We start from the raw sequence: 21,630 nt of genomic DNA on the forward strand, positions 1-21,630 counted from the left end.
ACCGCGACCGGCACCTATCGAAGGAGGAGCCGCGCAGGTGAGTGCACCGAGCAGACCGTTCGACGTCGAGGCGATCAGGGCGGATTTCCCAATCCTCGGCCGCATGCTGGACGAGGACACCCCGATGATCTACCTCGACGGGGGCGCGACCTCGCAGCGGCCCCAGCAGGTGATCGACGCCGAGGTCGCCTACCTGACCCACGACCACGCAGCGGTCAAGCGCGGCGCCCACCGGATGGCCACGGCCGCCACGGACGCCTTCGAGGACGCGCGCGAGACGGTGGCCGCGTTCTTCGGAGCCGCCACACCCGACGAGATCGTCTTCACCGGCAACGCGACCGAGGCGCTGAATCTGGTCGCCTACTCCCTCGGCAACGGTGATGAGTCCACCCCGGAGCACCTGCGGGTGCGCGAGGGCGACGAGATCCTGGTGACCGAGATGGAGCACCACGCCAACCTGGTCCCCTGGCAGGAGCTGGCCCGGCGCACCGGCGCCACGCTGCGCTGGATCCCGCTGGCCGACGACTTCACCCTGGACCTGACCGGTCTGGACGCACTGGTCACCGAGCGCACCAAGGTCGTCGCCTTCGCCCACCAGTCCAATGTCCTGGGCACGGTCAATCCCGTCGCACGGCTGGTCGAGGCCGCACGGTCCGTCGGCGCGCTGACCGTGCTGGATGCGGCCCAGTCCGCCCCGCACATGCCGATCGACCTGGCCGCACTCGACGTCGACTTCGTCGCGCTGTCCGGCCACAAGATGCACGGCCCCACCGGCATCGGCGTGCTGTGGGGCCGCTACGAGCACCTCGCGGCGCTGCCCCCGTTCCGCACCGGCGGATCCATGATCGAAGTGGTCCATCTCGACCACTCGACCTTCGCCGCCCCGCCGGCCCGGTTCGAGGCCGGCACGCCCCCGATCAGCCAGGCCGTCGGCCTCGCCGCCGCCTGCGACTACCTCACCGCTCTCGGCATGGAGCAGGTCGCCGAGCACGAACGGGCCCTGACCGACCGGGCGCTGCGCGGGCTGGCAGCGATCGACGGGATCCGCATCATCGGCCCCGCCGCCTCCCCGGAACGGGCGGGCGCGGTGTCCTTCGCCCTGGCAGGCCGCCACCCGCACGACGTCGGCCAGGTCCTCGATTCACTCGGCCTCGAGGTGCGCGTCGGGCATCACTGCGCCTGGCCGCTGCATCGCCGCTACGGGCTGCACGGGACCACCCGCGCGAGCTTCTCCCTCCACACCACCGCCGCGGAGGTCGACGCTCTCATCGCGGGCGTCCGGCACACCGCCGACTTCTTCGGATCATTCTCATGAGCACAGCACTGAACTCCCTGTACACCGAGCTCGTCGTCGAGCACGACAAGCGCCCTCTGCACGAGGGCCTGCGCGAGCCGTTCGACGCCGAGGTCCACCACGTCAACCCCACCTGCGGGGATGAGATCACCCTGCGCCTGCATCTCAGTGGCAGCGGCGAGGGCCAGCGCATCGAGGACGTCTCCTATGACGCGATCGGCTGCGCCATGAGCCGGGCCGCCGCGTCGATCATGGCGGACCTCCTGATCGGCCGCACCGTGGCCGAGATGGATCCGGTGCGGGAGCACTTCGAGGCGGCCATGGGATCGCGTGGCCGCATCGAGGGCGACGAGGAGCTGATCGGTGACGGCGTCGCCCTGCTCGGAGCCGCCAAGTTCCCCGCGCGCGTGAAGTGCGTGCTGATGCCGTGGAAGGCCTACCAGGCGGCGCTGGTCGAGGCCCGGGCGCTCGGCTCATGAGCCGCCCGCACACTGTCGGTCATCTGGCGGCGGCCACGGTGGGATCCGTGACCGGTCTGCTCGAGGAGACCTATCCGCTGTCCTGGGCGGAGTCCTGGGATCGGGTCGGTCTGGTGCTGGGGGAGCGAGGGGCCGACGTCCGACGGGTGCTGCTGGCCGTGGACCCCACAGTGGCGGTCGCCGAGGAGGCCGTGGACCGCGGCGCCCAGCTGCTGGTGACCCACCACCCGCTGCTGCTGCGCGGGGCCAGCTTCCTGCCCGCGGACCAGGGCAAGGGCGCCGTCGTCACGGACCTGCTGCGCGCCGGGACCGCCCTGTGGTGCGGTCACACCAACGTCGACCGGTCCACGCTCGGCACCGTCGGCGCCTGGATGAGCGCCTTGGATCTCCAGGATCCGCGGCCCCTCGTGCCGCCCCCGGAGAGCACGATGGCAGCCCACGGGTCACAGCTGTTCGGCCTCGGGGCGATCGGCACCCTGCCACGGGAGACGAACGTCGCCGAGTTGACCGCAGCCGTGGCCGGCATCGTCCCGCCCACGGCCCGCGGAGTCGTCCACACCGGCCCGGCGAGCCGGCCTGTCCGGACCGTGGCCGTGTGCCCGGGCGCCGGCGACTCCTTCCTGGAGCAGACCCTCGCCGCAGGTGTGGACGCCTACATCACCTCGGATCTGCGCCACCATCCCGCTCTGGAGCACCTCGAGGCCGCTGCGGACCACGCGGCGGTGCCGGCGCTGATCGACGTCCCGCACGCGGCGAGCGAGGCGCTCTGGCTGCCGCTGGCCCGCGACCTGCTCAGCGACGCCGTGCCCGGCCTGGACGTCGTGATCAGCGAGCACACGACCGATCCCTGGGGCGGCCGCGCCGGCTGACCCGCCGCCCAGCGGACCAGCCGCCCAGTGGACCAGCCGCCCAGCGGACCAGCCGCCCAGCGGACCAGCCGCCTAGTGGGCCAGTGGACCAGCCAGGTCAGGCGATGTGGTCGACGATGACGAGGCGGTCTCCCTCCAGTTCCACGCGGAGACCGCCGCCGAGGGCCGGCTGCAGCAGATCCACGACGTCATCGGCCGAGGCCGGAGTCGTGCCGGCCGCCAGCAGCGATCGCGTGACGAGTCCGCGGTAGCGCTTGGCATCGTGGGAGACGACCTTGCGTGCACCGCCGCGCTCCTGGACGGGTGAGACCTCGAGGACCCGCACTGCCGGGTCGGTGCGCAGCGGCATCATCGAGCGGTACGAGCCGGAGCGGCAGTCGATGACCACCGGCGATCCACCCTCCGCCTGTTCCTTCTGCAGGCGCTGCGCCGTCGGCCGCAGCCTCTGGGTCCACCAGGAGCCGGCCTTCCCGAGTCGGGAGACGGCGGAGGTCGCCGAGAGCCGGTAGGCGGGGATCCGGTCGGTGCCGGCGTCGACGAGTCCGAACAGGGCGCTCTGGACGAGGAGGCGGCGGTCCGGCGCGGGGCGATGCGCGGGGTCCAGCTGGTCGTAGAGCACCCCGGAGTACACCGCGAGCGGGGGAGCGGCCGGCTCGTGCTCGAGGTCTGCCATCCGCTGGACGAGCTCGGGGGAAGAAGCTGGGACACCGAGCTTCACGGCGGCGTCCTGGGTCCCCGCCGTGCGCTGGGCGGCCCGCAGCATGGTCCGTCGGGCCTCGAGCAGCTCGGGCAGCGCCATCGCCTCGAGGTCGAGCGGGCGGGCCTCGGCCTCGGGCGGTCGTGTCTTGGTCTCCGAGGGCGGCAGCAGGATCAGCATCTCTCCATTCTCGGAGGCCGATCCGCCCTGCCATGGCACCTCGGGAGGCGCAGTCGCGAGACTTTGCGCACGTCAGCGGACCGTCGGTGACGACCTCACTGGCGGCCCGAGTGCGCGGTCGGCGTAAACTGGACGGCGGACCAGTCGGCCGGGCAGTCGCGTCCTCGGGGCTCGCGCTCCGGGGCCGAGGAAAGTCCGGGCTCCGCCTGGCACGGTGGTGGGTAACGCCCACCCGGAGTGATCCGCGGGACAGTGCCACAGAAAGCAGACCGCCGCCTGAGCCTTTCGGGGCGCGGGCGGTAAGGGTGAAAGGGTGGTGTAAGAGACCACCGCGGTCTCGGTGACGAGGCCGGCACGGTAAACCCCACCGGGAGCAAGGTCGTACAGGGAACGTTCGAGGGTGCCAGCCCGAGTTCCCGGGTGGACCGCTGGAGGTCGTCGGCAACGGCGATCCGAGATGGATGACTGCCGCTCACAGAACCCGGCTTACAGGCCGGCTGGTCCCTCATCACCCTCCGCCACCGCTGCGCCGGTAGGAAGGTGCAGCAATATGGCGGTCAGCGCCGAGTCACCCTGCCTGAGCGTGCCCAGGTCGCGCACCAGACCAGGAAGTTGCGCTCACCCCCGGGGCGGCCTGATCGGCAGACGCGGCCGGGCTGCCTGCTTCCCGCCGGACCCCTACTTCCGCGCAGAGCTCTTCTTCGGCGCAGAGGTCTTCCTCGACCCTGACGACTTGGTCGACCCTGACGACTTGGTCGACCCTGACGACTTGGTCGACCCTGACGACTTGGTCGACCCTGACGCCTTGGTCGACCCCGACGTCTTCGCCCCGGACGACGACCGCGACGCGGACGCCGACGTGCTGTTGCCGCTGCGGGCCGAACTCTGCGAGCCGGAGCTTTTCGACGCGGAAGCGGTCTTCTTCTGACCGGAGGTGGTCGAGCCAGAGTCCTTCTTCTGAGCCGAGGTCTGCTTCCGGCTGGAGGCGGACCGGCCGGAATCCTTCTTCTGGGCCCCGGTCTGCTGACGGGTCGAGGCGGCGGACCCCGAGTCCTTCTTCTGACCCGATGTCGACTGCGCCGCGTCTTTCTCCTGGCTCGTCGCTTTCTTCTGACTCGTGGACTTCTTCTGGCTCGTGGCCTTCCGACCGGACGTGGTGGCTTTCGTGCCGGAGCTCTTCGCAGACGACTTCTGCGCGCCGGTGGCCTTCCCGGACGAGCTCTTGGTGGCGCTCGATGCCTTCGTCGAGGCGGTGCTCTCGGCGGATTCCTCGGCCGGTGACCTGGTCGACGTCGCAGCGGTCTCCGTGGCATCGGTGCTCGCCGCGGACGTCGTCGAGCTCGCCTGCTTCGACGACGTCTTCGAGTTCGCCTGCTTCCCCGAGGACGCGGTCGACGGCGAGGACGTCTGCTCGCGAGAGGACGTCGAGCCGGATCCGTCGACATCATCCTCGGACCGTCGCGCGAGTGCCGCAGCGCCGATGATGCCTGCCTCGTTGCGCAGCTCCGCCGGCACGATGGGGGTGTTCAGCTCCAGGCGCGGGAGGAACTTCTCGTGCTCCTTGGAGACCCCGCCGCCGACGATGATGAGGTTCGGGCTGAAGAGGAACTCGACCAGGGAGAAGTACTTCTGGAGCCGCTTCGCCCACTTCTTCCAGGACAGGTCCTTGCGCTCACGAGCGGATTCGGCCATGTACTTCTCGGCCGAGTCGCCCTTGAGCGGAATGTGCCCGAGCTCCGTGTTCGGCACCAGGCGCCCGTCGACGAACATCGCACTGCCCACGCCGGTGCCCAGCGTGATCACCAGCACCACGCCCTGCTGGCCGCGGCCGGCACCGAACTCCATCTCCGCGATGCCGGCGGCGTCGGCATCGTTGACCACGAACACGTCGTGCCCGGTGCGCTCGGTGAACAGGGCGTCGGCGTCGGTGCCGATCCAGGACTTGTCGACGTTGGCGGCGGTACGGGCCACTCCCTGCTGGATGACGGCCGGGAAGGTCACGCCGACGGGCATGCCCTCGCTGATGTCGAAGCTCTCGATGAGCTCGCTGACCGTGTCGGCGACCGCGTCCGGTGAGGAGGGCTGAGGGGTCTTGATCCGCAGCCGGTCCGCGGCGAGCGCCCCCGACGCAAGATCCACGGGCGCGCCCTTGATGCCGCTGCCGCCGATGTCGATGCCGAACGCCTGCTCGGTCATGATCTGTCCTCGTTCCGTGTGCCGGGTCCCGGCGGTCTGTCCGCCCATCGCTGGCCATAGTGTGCCAAACAACCCGGATCCCCGCCGACGAGCCGCGCTGTCGACCCCGCCGACGAGGCGGCCGGCGGTGGCCCGGGCGAGCGCGGGACGGTCCGCTCAGAGGACGGTGAGCAGCTCCGGACCCTGGTCGGTGATGACCATGGTGTGCTCGAACTGGGCGCTGAAGGAGCGGTCCTTGGTGACCACGGTCCAGCCGTCGTCCCACTGCTCCCAGTCCTGCGAGCCCATCGCGACCATCGGCTCGATGGTGAACGTCATGCCCTCGGCGATCACGTCGTCGAACATCGGCGCGGAATCGTAGTGGGGGATGACCAGGCCGTTGTGGAAGCCCTCGGCGACGCCGTGACCGGTGTAGTCGCGCACCGACTCGTACCCGTGGCGGGCGACGAACTTCTCGATCACGCGCCCGATGACATTGACCTGGCGGCCCGGCTTCGCCGCCTTGATGCCCCGCATCATCGCCTCGTGGGACTGCGTGACCAGGTCCTGGACGCGGGGATCGACCTCACCGACCTCGAAGGTGGCGTTGGTGTCTCCGTGGACCCCGTGGATGTAGGCGGTGACGTCCACGTTGAGGATGTCGCCGGACTGCATCACCGTCGAGTCCGGGATGCCGTGGCAGATCACCTCGTTCAGGCTCGTGCAGCACGACTTCTCGTACCCGAGGTAGCCGAGAGTGGAGGGGTAGGCCCCGTGCTGGATCAGGACGTCGTGGACGACCTCGTCGATACGGTCGGTGGTCACGCCCGGCTGGGCGGCCTCACCGGCGGCCTGCAGAGCGATCGCCGCGATGCGCGAGGCCTCACGCACGCGCTCGATGACATCCGCGCTCTGGATGTGGGGCCCGGTATCGGAGACGGCCTCGTCCTTGTCGACGTACTCGGGGCGCTCGATGCGTGCGGGCACGGGACGACGGGGGCCGACGGTGCCGGGGACCAGCACCTCTCGTCCTTCTGGACGGATCCATTTCTGCTCTACAGTCATATCCACCAGTCTCTCACCGATGCGGAAAGGAGCCCGACGTGACGGAGGGCACCGAGTTCTACTACAACCTCACCACGGGCAACGTCGAAGAGGGCCGGCAGTCGCCCGGCACCGAGCTGATGGGGCCCTACTCCACGCGTGCGGAGGCCGAGAAGGCGCTGAAGATCGCTGCGGCCCGGAACGAGGCGTGGCAGGAGGAGGACCAGGAGTGGGAGGACTACGGCGGATCCGCGGAAGGGTCCGAGCCGAAGAACTGACCCTGGAGAACTGACCCCGCGGCGCTCTTCGCTCGGCCGGCTGAGGTCAGTCGAAGGAGTGCTCCGGGCCGGGGTAGGACCGCTCGGTCACCTCGTCGCGGTACTGCGCGGCCGCGCGCTGGAGATCGGCGCGCAGATCTCCGAAAGCCTTGACGAACTTGCCGTGGAAACTGGACATGCCGGCCATGTCCTGCCACACCAGCACCTGCCCGTCGCAGGAGGGGCCGGCACCGATACCGACGGTCGGCACATGCACCACCTCGGTGATGCGTGCGGCGACCTGCGCCGGGACGAGTTCGAGCACGATCGCGGAGGCCCCGGCTTCCTGCAGCGCGACCGCGTCCTCGGCGAGCTGATCGGCTGCCGCGGCGTCCCGGCCCTGGACCCGGTGGCCCGACAGCGAGTTCACCGATTGCGGGGTGAAACCGAGGTGCCCCATCACGGGGATGCCGGCCTGCGTCAGCGCCTGGATCTGGGGGACGATCGCGTGGCCGCCCTCGAGCTTGATCATCTCCGCGCCGGCCCGGATCAGCTCGACACCGTGACGGACCGCGTCGGCCGGGCCCGTCTCGTAGGTGCCGAAGGCGAGGTCCGCCACGATCAGCGGGCGGTGGACGCTGCGGGCGACGGCACCGGTGAAGGTGAGCATGTCCTGATGGGTGGTGGCGGTGGTCGAGTCGTGGCCGAGCACGGTGGTGCCGACGGAGTCGCCCACCAGCAGCACGTCGATCCCGGCCGCCTCGAAGGCCTGGGCGGAGAACTGATCGTAGGCGGTGAGCATCGAGAACGGCCGGCCGCGCTCCTTGGCGTCCTGCAGATGACGGATGCGGACCTTGGCGGGACCGGAGGAACCGGTGCCGGAGGGGGTGCTCACGATGTGCTCCTGGAGGCGCATGGACGACGAGGGTCGCGGGACTCCTCGATCGCGCCCCGCGGCCCGGACCACCGGCAGCTGCGGCAGGTCCGTACCCGGCAGTCTAGTTCCGCGTGCCCGCCGAGCCGGCGAGCCCGATCGATTCCGGGCACGGTGCGCCAGGCCTCGTGGGGCGGCCATATGGGAGCCTTGTGGCCCGTCGGCATCCGCGCCGGCGCCGAGAGGGAGGATGGATGATGAGTTCGATCATGCGCACGACGGTTCGCCGCGCGGCTGCAGGTCTGGGCGTCCTCGCCATCGCGGCGGGGGCGGGGGCGTGCACCGGCGGCGACGAGGGGGAGACGGGCGGCCAGGAGACCGCGTCGCAGGAGAGCGACCCGGAGGCTACCCGCGAGGCCACCGGTCCGAGCGACGGTGGCGGCGAGGCTCCCTCGGACGCCGGCAGCGGCGAGAACGCGGGCGAAGTCGGCGAGCAGGACGTCTCGGCGGCGAAGGAGCAGATGATCGGCTTCATCCAGGCCCTGGGGGACAAGGACGCCGAAGCGGCCTGCGGCTTCGTCCTGGACCCGGCCACCGATCAGCCGGTCGAGGGGGCCTCCGCCACCGCCTGCGTCGAGACGATCACCGACAGCGACCAGTACCAGGCCCTGTCGCCGCAGGCGGCCGCGATGGTCACCGAGGACATGCTCGAGGCCGAGCCCCGGGACGACGGGACGATCGCGATCAGCGTGCCCGGGATCGACACCGAGGTGCCGATGGCGCGGGGGGACGACGGCAGCTGGTACATCAAGGCGCTCTGACCGGGATCGGTCCGCGGCCGCCCGCGGCCCGTTACCCGTTGCCCGCGGCCCGTTACCCGTTGCCCGCTGCCCGTGCGGCAGACTGGTTGTATGGAACATCTCCACGATGACGTCATCCGGACCGTCTCCGACCGCGACGTGCGGTTCATCCGTCTGTGGTTCTGCGACATCGCCGGGACGCTGAAGTCCATCGCGATCTCTCCGTCGGACCTCGAGACGGCCTTCACCGAGGGCATCGGGATCGACGGCTCCACCATCGAGGGCCTGACCCGCAGCTACGAATCAGACATGATCCTGCGCCCGGATCCGGGCACGTTCGAGCTGCTGGCCTGGCGCGGCGAGACCAATGCGACCGGACGCATGATGTGCGACGTCCTCACCCCCGACGGCGAACCCGCCGCCGCCGACCCGCGCCGCGTGCTGCGCGACATCCTCGCCCGCGCCGAGGAGAAGGGCCTGGAGCTCTTCGCCCACCCCGAGATCGAGTTCTACCTGTTCGAGAAGCCCTACACCCAGGGCGACCGGCTGGTCCCGATCGACAACGCCGGCTACTTCGACCACGTCCACCGCGGCCAGGGCCAGGACTTCCGTCGCACCGCGATCGAGCACCTGGAGGCGATGAACATCCAGGTCGAGTTCTCCCACCACGAGAACGGGCCCGGCCAGAACGAGATCGACCTGCGCTACGCCGACGCGCTGACCACGGCGGACAACATCGTTACCCTGCGCACCGTGGTCAAGGAGGTGGCCCTGTCGATGGGGCAGGTGGCCACCTTCATGCCCAAACCGATGATCGACCAGCCCGGCTCCGGGATGCACACCCACCTCTCGCTGTTCCAGGGCGGCAAGAACGCCTTCCACGAGCCCGGCGCCGAGTACGGCCTCTCCCGCACCGGCCGCCAGTTCATCGCGGGCCTGCTGCAGCACGCCCCGGAGTACAGCGCCGTGACGAACCAGTGGGTCAACTCCTACAAGCGCCTGTGGGGCGCGCAGGAAGCGCCGAGCTACATCTGCTGGGGGCACAACAACCGTTCCGCGCTGGTGCGGGTGCCCTTCCACAAGCCCACCAAGGGCACCAGCTCGCGCGTCGAGTTCCGGGGGCTGGACTCCGCGGCGAACCCGTACCTGGCCTTCGCAGCCCTGCTGGCGGCGGGCATGGCCGGCATCGAGGGGGAGTACGAGCTGCCCGAGGGCGCCGAGGACGCGGTGTGGGACCTCACCGAGCGCGAGCGCCGCGCCATGGGGATCGAACCGCTGCCCACCGACCTGTTCCGGGCGCTGGAGAACTTCGAATCCTCCGAGCTGATGGCCGGCACCCTCGGCGAGCAGGTCTTCGAGTTCTTCCTGCGCGACAAGAAACAGGAGTGGCAGCGCTATCGCGAGCAGGTGACCGACTACGAGCTGGACTCCACGTTCGGCCGGGTCTGAGGTGCGCCGGCCGATGACCTCCCAGCCCGCGACCGGTGCCGGCGGCCTCGCCCGCCTCGGCTTCACCCGGACCGACCGCGTCAGTCGCTTCCTCGCCGACCCGGCCCTGGCCGGGCTGCCCCAGGGAGCCGTGGCCCGCATCGGTGCCACGGCCGACGGCGATGATGCGGTCATCGGTCTGCTCCGCCTGGCCGAAGCCGCCGAGGGCTGCGGACGCAAAGCGCTGAAGGACGAGTTCCTCGCCGGCATCGGGACGCCCGGCAGCGCCGGCGACCGGCTGCTCCGGCTGCTGGGCACGTCCGTCGCGCTCGGCGACGTCCTCACCCGGCACCCGGAGCTGCTGGAGGCGCTGCGCGAGGGCGATGACGAGCTGGCCACGCCGGCCGCCGCCGTGCGCGAGCGGATGCTGCGGTCGGTCGGCGCCGACCCGTCGGCCCCCGTGCCCGTCGCCGCCGAGTCCGGGCGGGAGGCCCGCGACGACCTGCGGGTCGCCTACCACGAACGACTGATCCAGATCGCCGCCGCCGATGTCCTCGCCGCGTCCCCCGAAGCTCTCCAGCCGCGGGTCTCGACCGCCCTCAGCGACCTGGCAGACGCCGCCCTGGATGCGGCCGCCGCGATCGCCCGGGCGACCGTCGAGGACCACGAGAAAGTCCGCTGGTCCGTGATCGCGCTCGGCAAGACCGGAGCGCGCGAGCTGAACTTCATCTCCGACGTCGACGTGATGCACGTGGTCGCCCCCGTCGACGATGCCGCCGAGGAGGAGCTGGTGGTGATCGGCTCCGCCCTCGCCCGGGAGCTGGCTCGCGTGTGCTCGGACCGCACGGCCGAGGGGTCCCTGTGGCAGGTCGATGCGAACCTCCGGCCCGAGGGCAAGGACGGTCCGCTGGTGCGGACCCTGGACTCGTACCGCCACTACTACACCCAGTGGGCCCACTCCTGGGAGTTCCAGGCCCTCCTGAAGTCGCGCGCCGCCGCCGGCGACCTCGAGCTGGGCCGGGAGTTCGAGGAGATGGTCGAGCCCTGGGTGTGGAAGGCCTCCACCCGCGAGGGGTTCGTCGAGGACTCCCGCGCGATGCGCCGCCGGGTCATCGCCCACATCCCGCACGGCGAGGCCGACCGCAACATCAAACTCGGCCCCGGCGGCCTGCGGGACGTGGAGTTCACCGTGCAGATGCTGCAGATGGTCCACGGCCGCACCGATCTGGGTCTGCATGCGCGCTCCACGCTCCAGTCGCTCGCCCGGCTGGGCGAGGGCGGCTACATCTCCCGCAACCACGTCGCCGAGATGGACGCCGCCTACCGGTTCCTGCGCTGCGTCGAGCACCGCATGCAGCTGCACCGACTGCGCCGCACCCAGGTGCTGCCCACCTCCCCGGCCGACCTGCGACGCCTGGCACGCACCCTGGGCCTGACCCCGGACCAGTTCGACCAGAAGTACAACCGCACCCGCCGCCGCGTGCGCCAGCTGCACGAGGAGATCTACTACCGCCCCCTGCTGGAGACGGCCTCCACGCTCAGCGACGGCGAGATCCGGCTGAGCCCGGAGTCGGCCACGGCCCGCCTGGCAGCGATCGGCTACCGCGACGGGGCCCGCGCCCTGACCCACATCACCGCCCTGACCGAGGGCATCTCCCGGCGCGCGAAGATCCAGCGCCAGCTGCTGCCCGCGATGCTCGAATGGTTCGCCGACGGCATCGATCCCGACCTCGGCCTGCTCGCGTTCCGCCGGCTCTCGGACACCATCGGCTCCGCCCACTGGTACCTGGGCCTGCTGCGGGACTCGGGCCTGGCCGCGAAACGGCTGACCCGGGTGCTCTCCGGCAGTCGCTTCGTCGGCGAACAGCTGGTGCAGATCCCCGAGGCGGTGCGCTGGCTCGCCCGCGACGAGCATCTGCGCCCGCTCTCCCGCGACGTCCTGGGCCGGGAGTTCCTCGCCGTCATCTCCCGGGTCGACTCCGTCGAGGTGGCCCGCGACGTCCTGCGGCGCACCCGCAACCGGGAGCTGCTGCGGATCGCCCTGGCACACCTGACCGGTCTCTCCTCCGCGACCGAGGTCGCCCGCGCCCTCACCGACCTCGCCGAGGCGGTGCTGGAGGCGGGGCTGCTGGTCGCCTTCCATGTGGTCGCCCGCGAGCGCAAGGTGGTCGGCGCCGGCGCCGAGACCCTCGACAGCGTCGAGGAGGTCGATGTCGACACCGCCAAACGCCTGCGCGAGCGCCGCTCCGACCCGGCGCGCGCCCTCGGGGTGGAGATGGCGATCGTGGCGATGGGCAGCTTCGGTGCCCGCGAGATGGGCTACGCCTCCGACGCCGACGTCCAGTTCCTCCTCATCGATCGCGGGGCCGGGCACGCCGCCGGCGAGATCGGGGTGGCTGTGGCCACCCAGGTCCAGCGCATCCTCAACGCCCCCGCCGCCGGCACCGACATGAAGGTCAGCGCGGACCTGCGCCCCGAGGGGAAGAACGGCATGCTCGCCCGCAGCGTCGAGGCATGGATCGAGTACTACCGGCGGGACGCGCAGACATGGGAGAAGCAGGCGCTGCTGCGCGCCCGGCCCGTGGTGGCCTCGGAGGCCGTCGCGGCGCAGCTGCGGGAGGAGATGGACCGGCACCGCTACCCGGCGAGCGGGCTCGACGAGCGCGCGCGGCGGGAGATCACCCGCATGAAGGCGCGCGTGGAGTCCGAGCGCCTGCCGCGCAACGCCGATCCCTCCCGCCAGGTCAAGCTCGGCCGCGGCGGGATGACCGACGTCGAGTGGAGCGCCCAGATCCTCGCCATGGAGCACGCTCACGAGGTCGACGGGCTGCGCACCACCAGCACGCTGGGCCAGCTCGAGGCCGCCGCTGGGGCCGATCTGATCTCCGCCCGGGAAGCCGAGGAGCTCTCGGAGGCATGGAAGTTGGCCTGGCAGGTCCGCCGCTGCCTGTTCCTGTGGAAGGGCCGCGAGGGGGATGTGCTCCCCACCGACCGCACCGAGCTGCGGGCCCTCGCCCAGCTCATCGATGGCGAGGACGGCTCCGCCTCCGAGCTCGAGGAGCGGTACCTGCGGCTGACCCGCCGGGCCCGGCTGATCGCCGAGCGACTCATCTTCGGCCCCGAAGGGTGACCCGCCGCCGCGTGATTCTCGGCGCGTACGGCGCTGTCACCACGGCCGGAGGCCGCCGTCGGCGTACCGTGAACTCCGCCCCCTGTCACCGACCCGCGTCCTATCGCGTCCTCCCGAGGAGCCATGACGACCCCCACTCTCAGCGCCGACACCCCGCGTGGCCGCATGTACCGCCTCGAGCCCGACGGACCGCTGCTGTACCCCTCGATCACCACGGTCGCGGGCATGCGCGCCAAGGACCACCTGCAGGGCTGGTACGCCACCATGGCCTCCAAGCGAGCACTGGAGATGTACGCGTGGCTGGACCGCAATCCCGGCCGGGCCGCGGCGGAGATCGCCCGTGTCGCCCGCGACAAGTGGGGCACCCAGAAGCGCATCGCCGCGGCCGCCACCGAGTACACGCGCACCGCGGCGGATTTCGGCACCCTGGTCCATTCTGCCTGTGAGCTGTGGGGCACCAGCGGGGCGCGCCCCACCGCCGCCCAGATCGGCGAGCTCGCCGACCACATGCGCTCCTCGCAGGGAGCCTTCGCCGCCGAGAAGGACCCGCAGGCGCTGATCACCCACGCCGACGTGCGCCTGGACGGCTACGGCCGGTTCCTCGAGGACTACCAGCCCGAGTTCGTCGAGGTCGAGCAGACGGTCGTGAACCATACCGTCGGCTACGCCGGGACCACCGATGCGATCGTCCGTATCGGCAACACGCTGCTCAGCGCCGACATCAAGACCTCGAAGAAGGTGCGCGGCGACTATGCGCTCCAGGGTGTGGCCGTGGTCCGCGCCGAACAGTTGCTGGATGACGACGGCACCGTGCGGGAGATGCCGGACCTCACGGGCGCGTTCATCATCCACCTGCCCGAGGCCGGCGGCTACCAGGTGGTGCCGCTGCGCACCGGTGACGCCGAGTTCGAGGTGTTCCGCTCCCTGCGCAGCGCGTGGTCCTTCGAGCCCGACGAGTGCGCCTTGGAGGCGTCGTCGGGTCCGCAGGAACTGCTGCTGTCGCTGCTGCGCGCCAAGGGCGGGATGGCCGCGCTGGACTGACCCAGCCGATTCAGGGGACCGGGCCGCCCGCTCGCTCCGCGATCTGGGTGGCCGTCAGCTCCCGGCACCGCTGGACATCCCGCAGGAGGCCGCGACGGCGCCGACCCTCGGGGCGGGCGCGGATCGCAGCGATCTCCTCCTCGGTCCAGGGCATCACCTCGCAGGTGCCGCCGCGGGCGGCCCAGCGCCGGTACCAGCGCGGCGCGAGGCGAGCGGGCCACCAGAAGCAGGACACGGCGATCACGAGCATGGCCAGCCAGATGAACGGCAGGTTCCACCACAGCTGCCGGAGATCCTCGCGTCCGAAGAACTCGAACACGGTCGCCGGCAGGGACATCACCAGTGCTCCGCCCAGTCCGGCCATCGTGAACGGCCAGGTGTTGCGGGAGGCTATCTGTGAGGCGTTGTAGGGCGGCTTGACCACCCACGAGCGGCGCGCCCCGGACAGCGCACGGAGACCGGGCGCCACGACGGCGACGACCACCAGGTGCATCGCCAGTCCGATCACGAGCACGTCGGTCGTCATGTACATCGGGCGGGTTCCGTTCTCTACGGCGCCCGGATGGCGACGCAGCGGGCGAGGCGGGGGAGGGGCGCCCGGACGCGGCCACCCCGTGGTCCGTCCGGAAAGCGGCCCCCGCCCTGCACGGATGCAGGTCGGGGGCCGCTGATCGAGCTGACGGCTCGGGGAGCGTCAGCTCGAGAGCCCAGAGGGCTCAGATGTCTCCGTCAGCTCAGATGTCGTAGTAGAGCTCGAACTCGTGCGGGTGCGGGCGGAACCGGAAGGGATCGATCTCCTGGGTGCGCTTGAACTCGATCCAGGTCTCGATGAGGTCCTGGGGGAACACGTCGCCCTCGGTGAGGTAGTCGTGATCGGCCTCGAGGGCGTCCAGGGCGGCGCCGAGGGAGTCGGGCAGCTGACGGATCTGCTGGTGCTCCTCCGGGGGCAGCTCGTAGAGGTCCTTGTCGATCGGCTCCGGCGGCTCGATGCGGTTGCGGATGCCGTCGATGCCGGCCATCAGCTGGGCGGCGAAGGACAGGTACGGGTTGGCCGAGGGGTCCGGTGCGCGGAACTCGATGCGCTTGGCCTTCGGGGTAGAACCGGTGACCGGGATCCGGATCGCGGCCGAGCGGTTACGGGCCGAGTACACCATGTTCACCGGCGCCTCGAAGCCCGGCACCAGACGCTTGTAGGAGTTCACCGTGGGGTTGGTGAAGGCCACCAGCGAGGGGGAGTGCTCGATGATGCCGCCGATGTACCAGCGGGCGATGTCCGAGAGGCCGCCGTAGCCGCGCTCGTCGAAGAACAGCGGCTCGCCGTCCTTCCACAGCGACTGGTGGGTGTGCATCCCGGAGCCGTTGTCGCCGAACAGGGGCTTGGGCATGAACGTCGCGGTCTTGCCGGACTCCCACGCGGCGTTCTTGACGACGTACTTGAACTTCATGACGTCATCGGCCGCGTTCAGCAGGGTGTTGAAGCGGTAGTTGATCTCCTGCTGGCCCGCGGTGCCGACCTCGTGGTGGGCACGCTCGACCTGCAGGCCGACCTGGTCCAGGACCGCGCAGATGTCATCGCGCAGATCGGACATCTGGTCGTTCGGGGAGACGGGGAAGTACCCGCCCTTGACGCGGGTCTTGTAGCCCTGGTTGCCGCCGAACTCGGACTCGTCGCGGTCGGTGTTCCACACGGCCTCGTCGGAGTCGATCTGGTAGAAGCCCGAGTTGATGCTGGTCTTGAACCGCACGTCGTCGAAGATGTAGAACTCGGCCTCGGCGGCGAAGATCGCCGTGTCGGCGATGCCGGTCGAGGTCAGGTACTCCTGAGCCTTCTGGGCCACCGTGCGCGGGTCGCGGGAGTAGGGCTCGTCCGTGAACGGGTCGACGATCGAGAAGTTGATGACCAGCGTCTTGCGCTCGCGGAACGGGTCCACGTACGCCGTGCGCAGATCAGGGATCAGCTTCATGTCGGACTCGTGGATCGCCTGGAACCCGCGGATGGACGAACCGTCGAACAGCTGACCGGTCTCCATCGCCTCCGCATCGAACGTGCTCGCCGGCACGTTGAAGTGCTGCATGATGCCGGGAAGGTCGCAGAAGCGGATGTCGATGAACTCGACGCCCTCTTCCTCGATGTACTTCACGACCTCGCTGGGACTGTTGAACACATTTCCTCCATCCGCGCCCACAGGCGCGTGTTTGTGCTGTCGAACCCCGAGGGGGTCATCACCATGTCGAGATCCGGGCACACGGGTGCGGACCGCATCTCGGGTGCCGTCCACCATATGCGCCGTCGGTGCGAGCCGGTTCCCATGACCGCAGAGCGGGCAGCCGCTCCCAGATCCGGGGTCTAGGGTTTCGGTCGTGGTCGAGCGCAAGGATCTGGGGTCGTGGATGGGCGGCGTGCCGTCCGATCCGGACTATGTCGCGGGGGCGGATCTCGGCCTGCCCGCCGAGGGATCGGGGTCGGTCGCCCCGTTCTGGCGCCGTCCCGTCTCGGTCGTGATCGACTGGGGCCTGTGCGTGGCCATCTCGGCGCTGTTCTTCCAGTACGACGCCACGGCCAACCTGGTCCTCTTCGTGGTCGTGAACCTGCTGTTCATGAGCCTTTTCGGGGCCACGCCGGGCCAGTTCGTGATGCGGGTCCGGATCCTCCCGGTGCGCGGACGGATGCCGATGCCGCTGCGAGCTGCGGTGCGCACGGGTCTGATGCTGCTGCTGATCCCGGCCGTCGTGTGGAACAAGGACGCGCAGCCCCTCCACGACACGGCCGCCGGCACCGCCGCCGTCACCGTCTGACGGCTCTGCCCTCGCGGCGGGTCTGCCTCTCCGGTGCCGATGCGCGGGGCACCTCATCGCGTCGCGCGGCGATCCTCTACGCCCGTCACCCTCGTGCTTCTACGCCCGTGACCTGGTGCGATAAATATGGTCACGTTTCGATAACGCACGTAACGGAGAGATAACGGCGGCTCGCGGGGAGCCGAGCCGGTGAGGAAGCGTCCCGAGTTTCCGACAGACGAAACCCCCGCGCGGTCGGAACCGGGCGGGGGCGTCAGGCGGGGAGGCGCCGCGAGTCAGCGGCCGCGCATCGCCTTGCGGTTCGGGCGTGCCCGCATCGGGTCCACGCCCTTGGGAACAGCCTGACGGATCGAGCGGTGCAGCGCTGTCAGCCGCTTGCTGACCTGTGCGGACTCATCCTTGGTGAGGACCTTCTTCATCCGCGTCATGTGGGTCGGCAGCTTGTGCAGCGGGACCTCACCCTCGCCGTCGCCGACGACGATCTGGTGGACCGGGACGCCTTCGTGCTGGAGCACCCGGCGGATGTTGCGCCGCTCCTTCTCGAGCAGCTTCATGGAGATGGCGGAGGAATCCTCCGCGACCACGGCGATCCCGGCGCGGCCGGAGGCGCGGAAGAGCATCTTCTGGCTGCGGGGATCGACCTGGACGGGCTCGTCGGCGACGTCCCAGCCGCGGCGGATCGACTGCATCGCGGCCAGGGCGGCGCCGGGCTGGCCCTTGATGCGGCTGAAGGCGGCGCGCTCGGCCTTGCGCGCCAGGATCAGCATCGCGACCAGCACGCCGACGGCCAGTCCGAGGAAGATGCCGTACCAGGGGCTGTTGAACACGAGCCAGCTGACCAGGATGCCGGCGGCGATGGAGGCCACCACCGCGAGGGTCATCAGGGGCAGGGTGGTGCGGTCGACGTCCTGGGTGTACTTGAACACCTCGAGCATCTGCTTCAAGCGCCCCGGCTTCTTCGAGCCGTCGGCGTTCTTCGCGCCCTTGGCGGGCTTGGTCTCGCTATTGCGGGCCATGGGTGTGGGTCCTCTCGGGGGCGCGCGAGCCTCAGCTCGCGGCGGCCTGATTGCTGCGGGCGACGACGCTCGCAGCTTCCTGACGGGCGGGCTGGTCCTGATCCAGATGGCGGAGATTCTCCGGGATCTCCCGGCCGAGCTTCCTCATCGCCTGCGCCCAGAGCTTCCCGGCGCGGTAGGAGGAGCGGACCATCGGTCCGGCCATGACACCGAGGAAGCCCATCTCCTCGGCGGCCTCGGAGAGCTCGACGAACTCTTCGGGCTTGACCCACCGGTCGATGGGATGGTGCTTCTTGGACGGGCGCAGATACTGCGTGATCGTGATGAGATCGCAGCCGGCCTCGCGCAGCCGCTGCAGGGACTCGAGGATCTCTCCGGTCGTCTCACCCATGCCCAGGATCAGGTTGGACTTGGTGATCATGCCGGCGTCCTTGCCCAGGGTGATCACGTCCAGCGACCGCTCGTAGCGGAAGGCCGGACGGATCTGCTTGAAGATCCGCGGGACGGTCTCGAGATTGTGGGCGAACACCTCGGGCCCGGCCTCGAAGACCTGCTGGAGCGCCTCGCCGTTGCCCTTGATGTCGTCGATCAGCAGCTCCACGCCGGTGCCGGGGCTGACCGAGTGGATCTGGCGGCAGGTCTGTGCGAACAGGCCGGCGGCGCCGTCGGGCAGGTCATCGCGGGCGACGCCGGTGATCGTGGAGTAGCGCAGGCCCATGTCCTTCACCGATCGGGCGACCTTCACCGGCTCCATCGGGTCGACCGGCATGGGCTTGCCGGTGGCGATGTCGCAGAAATCGCAGCGACGGGTGCAGGTGTCGCCGCCGATGAGGAAGGTTGCCTCGCGATCCTCCCAGCATTCGAAGATGTTGGGGCAGCCGGCTTCCTCGCAGACGGTGTGGAGGCCCTGCCCGTGCACGCGCTTCTTCATGGCGCTGTACTCGGGACCCATCACGGCGCGGGTCTTGATCCATTCGGGCTTGCGCTCGATGGGTACCTCGGCGTTGCGTGCCTCGACGCGCAGCATGCGCCGGCCTTCGGGAGCGACAGTCACCCTCATGCCTCCTACGTTCGACGTTCCGGGAAGTCTACCGAGCGGGCCTGGGCCCGGCGCACGTCATACCACGGCAGCAGAGGTGCGGTGCGCCACCAGTTCCGTCATCGCCTCTTCGGCCTCGTCGATCACATCGGCCACGGCGATGCGACGGCCCGCCTCGCGGCTGAGGCTGGTCACGCCGGCGTCGTCGATACCGCAGGGGATGACGTTCTCCGCCCAGCTGAGGTCGTTGGCGCAGTTCAGGGCGAAGCCGTGCATGGTGGCCCGCTTGGAGACCCGCATCCCGATCGCGCAGACCTTGCGGGCTTCCTCGCCCTCCGGGGCGACCCATACGCCGCTGCGACCCTCGATCGGGAGCGTGTCCACGCCCATCTGCCCGCAGACGCCGATGAGAGTGTGCTCGAGCGCGCGCACGAAGCCGACGACATCGATCGGGATCGGGAGCTTGACGATCGGGTAGCCGACCAGCTGCTGCGGCCCGTGCCAGGTGATCTTCCCGCCGCGGTCGATGTCGATCACCTCGGCGCCGTCGCGGGGGCGCTCGTGATCAGCGGTGAGCTTGCCGGCGGTGTACACGGCCCGATGCTCCAGCAGCAGCAGCGTGTCCGGCCGGGTGCCGGCGACGACCTCGGCGTGGAGGCGGCGCTGGATATCCCAGGCGGAGCGGAAGTCGACCGGACCGGGAGGCAGGTCGAACTCCTCATGGCGGTCTCCCTCGGGGAGGGGTTCGCTGAAACCGAGGCGGATGACGTCGAGCACGCACACAGGCTACTCCGGCCCTCACCAGTGCGTTGTGGACGGCCAGCGGTCGGCACCGGAGTGACGGGGTTCACTGGACCCATGGAGGAGTTCGATCAGGAGCGGTTCGAGCACGGGCCGGGCCCCCTGCACGGTGGGCTGGGACGCTCCGCCGGGGCAGGGCACCGCCTGATGTCCGAGCTCGGCGCCGCGCAGCGGCGAGACCGCGATCGCGAGGAGACGCAGGTCCGTGTCCGGAGTGACCGTATGGCCCTGCACGTCCAAGCGCTCACGCCGACCGGCCTGGAGAGTGTGCGCGCCGAGATGCAGCTGCTCGCTGCGCTCGAGGTCGCCGGTGCCTCGGCAGCGCCGACGGTGCTGGAGATCGGGGACGAGGGCTACGTGCGGGAGTTCGCCCGGCCGCTCGACCTCCGCGGAGGCCGGCGCTCGGCGGTCACCGGCAGCCCGGCGACCGCCGAGCGGATGGCGCAGGCCCGCGCACGGGAGGATCTCGACGCGGTGGTGGACGCCCTGCATGAGCGGGGCTGGGTGCTGGGCGCCGCGCCCGGGCAGGGGATCGGGATCCGGGTCGACGGCAGCGTGATGCTGCTCGACCTGACCGGTCTGGGGCCCGGGACCGAGGTCTCGGCGCAGCGCGCGGACCGGGCGTGGGTCGACTCCGTGCTCCAGGATCAGGAGCGCACCTTGCGGCGCCGGATCGACGAGCCGCGGCATGAGGTGCCGCGGGAGGAGACGGGACCGCCGCCCGAGGACGACCCGGGGGAGGGTGCGGGAGCGCCGCCCGAGGAGGCCTCGGGGGACGACGAGGTCCCGGCGAAGGGCTCCGCGGCCACTCGCGCTGCGGCGCCGTTGCCGGCTCCGCGCCTGGTCCGGGCACGGACGCGGTATGCCGGCGATACCGCCTCCCGCGACATCGGCGGCGCCGATGTGACCGGCTCGTCGTGGCGCACCGGTGCGCGCGGGCTGGCCACGGCCGTCCGGCAGGTGCTGGCAGGGCGCCGCACTCGTCGCACCGCCGTGCTGTCCGCCGCGGTCGTGCTGGTGGCGGGCACGGTCCTCGGCGTCGCCAGTTGGCTGATCCTGTTCCCGGACTCGGGACCACGGACCTCCGCTGAAGGGGCCGCCCCCGCTGCTGCTCCTGCCTCGGCCGAGGCCGCAGTACCGAAGATCGAGGATCCGTGGGCACTGGCCACAGAGCTCGCAGGGACCCGCCACTCCTACGTGACCGGCATCTCGGAGGAGCCGGCCGCCCTCGAGGGCAGCGAGGCCCTGGCAGAGGACGACCAGGTGCGCGAGGCCTACGAGGGGGTGGAGGTCCGTGGCGGCGGCCCGGTGGTCCATGAGGCCGAACTCGTCCGGGAACCGGCTGCGGACGGTACGGCACGTCTGCAGATCGAGACGTCCACGGCCGAGCACGAGGTGATCGAGGCCGACGGCTCCACGCGGACCGTGCCGGCCACGGAGGCGACCGTCGTCGACCTGGATCTGCGCTGGGACGGCTCCCGGTGGCTCGTGCAGCGCACCCGGACGTTGGACGACACCGACGAGAGTCCTTGACCCGCAGGCCCCGAGGAGAACACCCGTCACACAGCGGACGAGGTTGCCGGCGACGGTTCGCACGGCGTCCGAGCGCGATCTGGCGGCGGGCACAGCAAGGGCTGGCGGGGGCACAGCAAGGGCCCGGCACCGAATCGATCGGTGCCGGGCCCTGCGGAGGCCGTCCGCCGCGCGAGG

The 21,630-nt window shown here is 70.6% G+C and carries 18 protein-coding genes, 1 other RNA gene and 1 pseudogene; 11 read left to right on the forward strand and 9 right to left on the reverse strand.

Annotated features, from left to right (window positions below; translation table 11 throughout):
- The first annotated feature begins 37 nt into the window (after window positions 1-37).
- From AC5020_RS03105 to AC5020_RS03115, 3 genes are read left to right on the forward strand one after another with little or no spacing between them, the layout of a single operon-like run.
- The gene (locus AC5020_RS03105; RefSeq protein ID WP_464987180.1) at window positions 38-1,315 is read left to right on the forward strand and encodes an aminotransferase class V-fold PLP-dependent enzyme; all 1,278 of its coding nucleotides are present in this window, start codon (window positions 38-40) and stop codon (window positions 1,313-1,315) included.
- On the forward strand, window positions 1,312-1,773 hold the full coding sequence (sufU, locus tag AC5020_RS03110; protein ID WP_377016893.1) for a Fe-S cluster assembly sulfur transfer protein SufU: 462 nt from the start codon (window positions 1,312-1,314) through the stop codon (window positions 1,771-1,773). Before AC5020_RS03105 ends, sufU begins: the two co-directional genes overlap by 4 nt.
- Window positions 1,770-2,642, forward strand: coding sequence for a Nif3-like dinuclear metal center hexameric protein (locus AC5020_RS03115; RefSeq protein ID WP_464987181.1), 873 nt, complete (start codon window positions 1,770-1,772; stop codon window positions 2,640-2,642). Before sufU ends, AC5020_RS03115 begins: the two co-directional genes overlap by 4 nt.
- Before the next feature lie 97 nt (window positions 2,643-2,739).
- Here AC5020_RS03115 and AC5020_RS03120 read toward each other — a convergent pair whose 3' ends face one another.
- The gene (locus AC5020_RS03120; protein WP_464987182.1) at window positions 2,740-3,519 is read right to left on the reverse strand and encodes a YaaA family protein; all 780 of its coding nucleotides are present in this window, start codon (window positions 3,517-3,519) and stop codon (window positions 2,740-2,742) included.
- 140 nt (window positions 3,520-3,659) lie between these two features.
- Here AC5020_RS03120 and rnpB point away from each other — a divergent pair.
- Window positions 3,660-4,024: RNase P RNA component class A (rnpB, locus tag AC5020_RS03125), an RNA gene on the forward strand.
- A 950-nt stretch (window positions 4,025-4,974) separates the two neighbouring features.
- On the opposite strand, the pseudogene ppgK reads toward rnpB, so the two are convergent.
- Together ppgK and map are read right to left on the reverse strand one after the other, a co-directional pair.
- A pseudogene (gene ppgK / locus AC5020_RS03130) lies at window positions 4,975-5,715 on the reverse strand (polyphosphate--glucose phosphotransferase); the annotation flags it as partial.
- 156 nt (window positions 5,716-5,871) lie between these two features.
- Window positions 5,872-6,759: a type I methionyl aminopeptidase gene (gene map, locus AC5020_RS03135; RefSeq protein WP_464987184.1), complete on the reverse strand. Its 888-nt coding sequence runs from the start codon at window positions 6,757-6,759 to the stop codon at window positions 5,872-5,874.
- 38 nt (window positions 6,760-6,797) lie between these two features.
- Between map and AC5020_RS03140 the strand changes: the two genes are divergently transcribed.
- Window positions 6,798-7,016: an SPOR domain-containing protein gene (locus tag AC5020_RS03140; protein ID WP_377016901.1), complete on the forward strand. Its 219-nt coding sequence runs from the start codon at window positions 6,798-6,800 to the stop codon at window positions 7,014-7,016.
- A 46-nt stretch (window positions 7,017-7,062) separates the two neighbouring features.
- On the opposite strand, the gene panB is transcribed toward AC5020_RS03140, so the two are convergent.
- Window positions 7,063-7,911, reverse strand: a complete 849-nt coding sequence (gene panB, locus AC5020_RS03145; protein WP_494564386.1) for a 3-methyl-2-oxobutanoate hydroxymethyltransferase — start codon at window positions 7,909-7,911, stop codon at window positions 7,063-7,065.
- Between the two features lie 227 nt (window positions 7,912-8,138).
- Between panB and AC5020_RS03150 the strand changes: the two genes are divergently transcribed.
- From AC5020_RS03150 to AC5020_RS03165, 4 genes are all read left to right on the forward strand, one after another.
- Window positions 8,139-8,690, forward strand: a complete 552-nt coding sequence (locus AC5020_RS03150) for a hypothetical protein (RefSeq protein WP_464987186.1) — start codon at window positions 8,139-8,141, stop codon at window positions 8,688-8,690.
- A 90-nt stretch (window positions 8,691-8,780) separates the two neighbouring features.
- Window positions 8,781-10,118, forward strand: a complete 1,338-nt coding sequence (locus tag AC5020_RS03155; protein ID WP_464987187.1) for a glutamine synthetase family protein — start codon at window positions 8,781-8,783, stop codon at window positions 10,116-10,118.
- 13 nt (window positions 10,119-10,131) lie between these two features.
- Window positions 10,132-13,227 carry a bifunctional [glutamine synthetase] adenylyltransferase/[glutamine synthetase]-adenylyl-L-tyrosine phosphorylase gene (locus AC5020_RS03160; RefSeq protein ID WP_464987188.1) on the forward strand — a complete coding sequence of 1,032 codons (3,096 nt, stop codon included), beginning with the start codon at window positions 10,132-10,134 and terminating at the stop codon, window positions 13,225-13,227.
- 123 nt (window positions 13,228-13,350) lie between these two features.
- Window positions 13,351-14,268 (forward strand): hypothetical protein, encoded by a 918-nt coding sequence (locus AC5020_RS03165; protein ID WP_464987189.1) that lies wholly within the window; start codon window positions 13,351-13,353, stop codon window positions 14,266-14,268.
- Between the two features lie 10 nt (window positions 14,269-14,278).
- Here AC5020_RS03165 and AC5020_RS03170 read toward each other — a convergent pair whose 3' ends face one another.
- Window positions 14,279-14,800 carry a hypothetical protein gene (locus AC5020_RS03170; protein ID WP_464987190.1) on the reverse strand — a complete coding sequence of 174 codons (522 nt, stop codon included), beginning with the start codon at window positions 14,798-14,800 and terminating at the stop codon, window positions 14,279-14,281.
- 202 nt (window positions 14,801-15,002) lie between these two features.
- The gene (gene glnA / locus AC5020_RS03175; RefSeq protein ID WP_377016916.1) at window positions 15,003-16,433 is read right to left on the reverse strand and encodes a type I glutamate--ammonia ligase; all 1,431 of its coding nucleotides are present in this window, start codon (window positions 16,431-16,433) and stop codon (window positions 15,003-15,005) included.
- A gap of 196 nt (window positions 16,434-16,629) precedes the next feature.
- On the opposite strand from glnA, the gene AC5020_RS03180 reads away from it, so the two are divergent.
- Complete coding sequence (locus AC5020_RS03180; RefSeq protein ID WP_377016918.1) at window positions 16,630-17,064, forward strand: RDD family protein; 435 nt, start codon at window positions 16,630-16,632, stop codon at window positions 17,062-17,064.
- A gap of 275 nt (window positions 17,065-17,339) precedes the next feature.
- Here the strand turns inward: AC5020_RS03180 and AC5020_RS03185 are convergent, their stop codons facing one another.
- The 3 genes from AC5020_RS03185 to lipB form a co-directional block, all read right to left on the reverse strand.
- The gene (locus AC5020_RS03185; protein WP_464987191.1) at window positions 17,340-18,080 is read right to left on the reverse strand and encodes a DUF4191 domain-containing protein; all 741 of its coding nucleotides are present in this window, start codon (window positions 18,078-18,080) and stop codon (window positions 17,340-17,342) included.
- A 31-nt stretch (window positions 18,081-18,111) separates the two neighbouring features.
- Window positions 18,112-19,134: a lipoyl synthase gene (gene lipA, locus AC5020_RS03190; protein WP_464987249.1), complete on the reverse strand. Its 1,023-nt coding sequence runs from the start codon at window positions 19,132-19,134 to the stop codon at window positions 18,112-18,114.
- A gap of 63 nt (window positions 19,135-19,197) precedes the next feature.
- Window positions 19,198-19,896, reverse strand: a complete 699-nt coding sequence (lipB, locus tag AC5020_RS03195) for a lipoyl(octanoyl) transferase LipB (RefSeq protein ID WP_464987192.1) — start codon at window positions 19,894-19,896, stop codon at window positions 19,198-19,200.
- 81 nt (window positions 19,897-19,977) lie between these two features.
- Between lipB and AC5020_RS03200 the strand changes: the two genes are divergently transcribed.
- Window positions 19,978-21,453 carry a hypothetical protein gene (locus tag AC5020_RS03200; RefSeq protein WP_464987193.1) on the forward strand — a complete coding sequence of 492 codons (1,476 nt, stop codon included), beginning with the start codon at window positions 19,978-19,980 and terminating at the stop codon, window positions 21,451-21,453.
- Window positions 21,454-21,630: the final 177 nt, after the last annotated feature.

It is taken from the genome of Brachybacterium sp. SYSU DS0246 (genome assembly GCF_059391765.1).

Bases quoted from the DNA above. Each gene is read 5' to 3' on its own strand.
- AC5020_RS03160 (WP_464987188.1), top strand. From the start codon at position 10,132: ATGACCTCCCAGCCCGCGACCGGTGCCGGCGGCCTCGCCCGCCTCGGC.
- panB (WP_494564386.1), bottom strand. From the start codon at position 7,911: ATGCGCCTCCAGGAGCACATCGTGAGCACCCCCTCCGGCACCGGTTCC.
- sufU (WP_377016893.1), top strand. From the start codon at position 1,312: ATGAGCACAGCACTGAACTCCCTGTACACCGAGCTCGTCGTCGAGCAC.
- AC5020_RS03115 (WP_464987181.1), top strand. From the start codon at position 1,770: ATGAGCCGCCCGCACACTGTCGGTCATCTGGCGGCGGCCACGGTGGGA.
- AC5020_RS03165 (WP_464987189.1), top strand. From the start codon at position 13,351: ATGACGACCCCCACTCTCAGCGCCGACACCCCGCGTGGCCGCATGTAC.
- AC5020_RS03185 (WP_464987191.1), bottom strand. From the start codon at position 18,080: ATGGCCCGCAATAGCGAGACCAAGCCCGCCAAGGGCGCGAAGAACGCC.
- AC5020_RS03200 (WP_464987193.1), top strand. From the start codon at position 19,978: ATGGAGGAGTTCGATCAGGAGCGGTTCGAGCACGGGCCGGGCCCCCTG.
- map (WP_464987184.1), bottom strand. From the start codon at position 6,759: ATGACTGTAGAGCAGAAATGGATCCGTCCAGAAGGACGAGAGGTGCTG.
- AC5020_RS03155 (WP_464987187.1), top strand. From the start codon at position 8,781: ATGGAACATCTCCACGATGACGTCATCCGGACCGTCTCCGACCGCGAC.
- AC5020_RS03120 (WP_464987182.1), bottom strand. From the start codon at position 3,519: ATGCTGATCCTGCTGCCGCCCTCGGAGACCAAGACACGACCGCCCGAG.
- AC5020_RS03150 (WP_464987186.1), top strand. From the start codon at position 8,139: ATGCGCACGACGGTTCGCCGCGCGGCTGCAGGTCTGGGCGTCCTCGCC.
- AC5020_RS03170 (WP_464987190.1), bottom strand. From the start codon at position 14,800: ATGTACATGACGACCGACGTGCTCGTGATCGGACTGGCGATGCACCTG.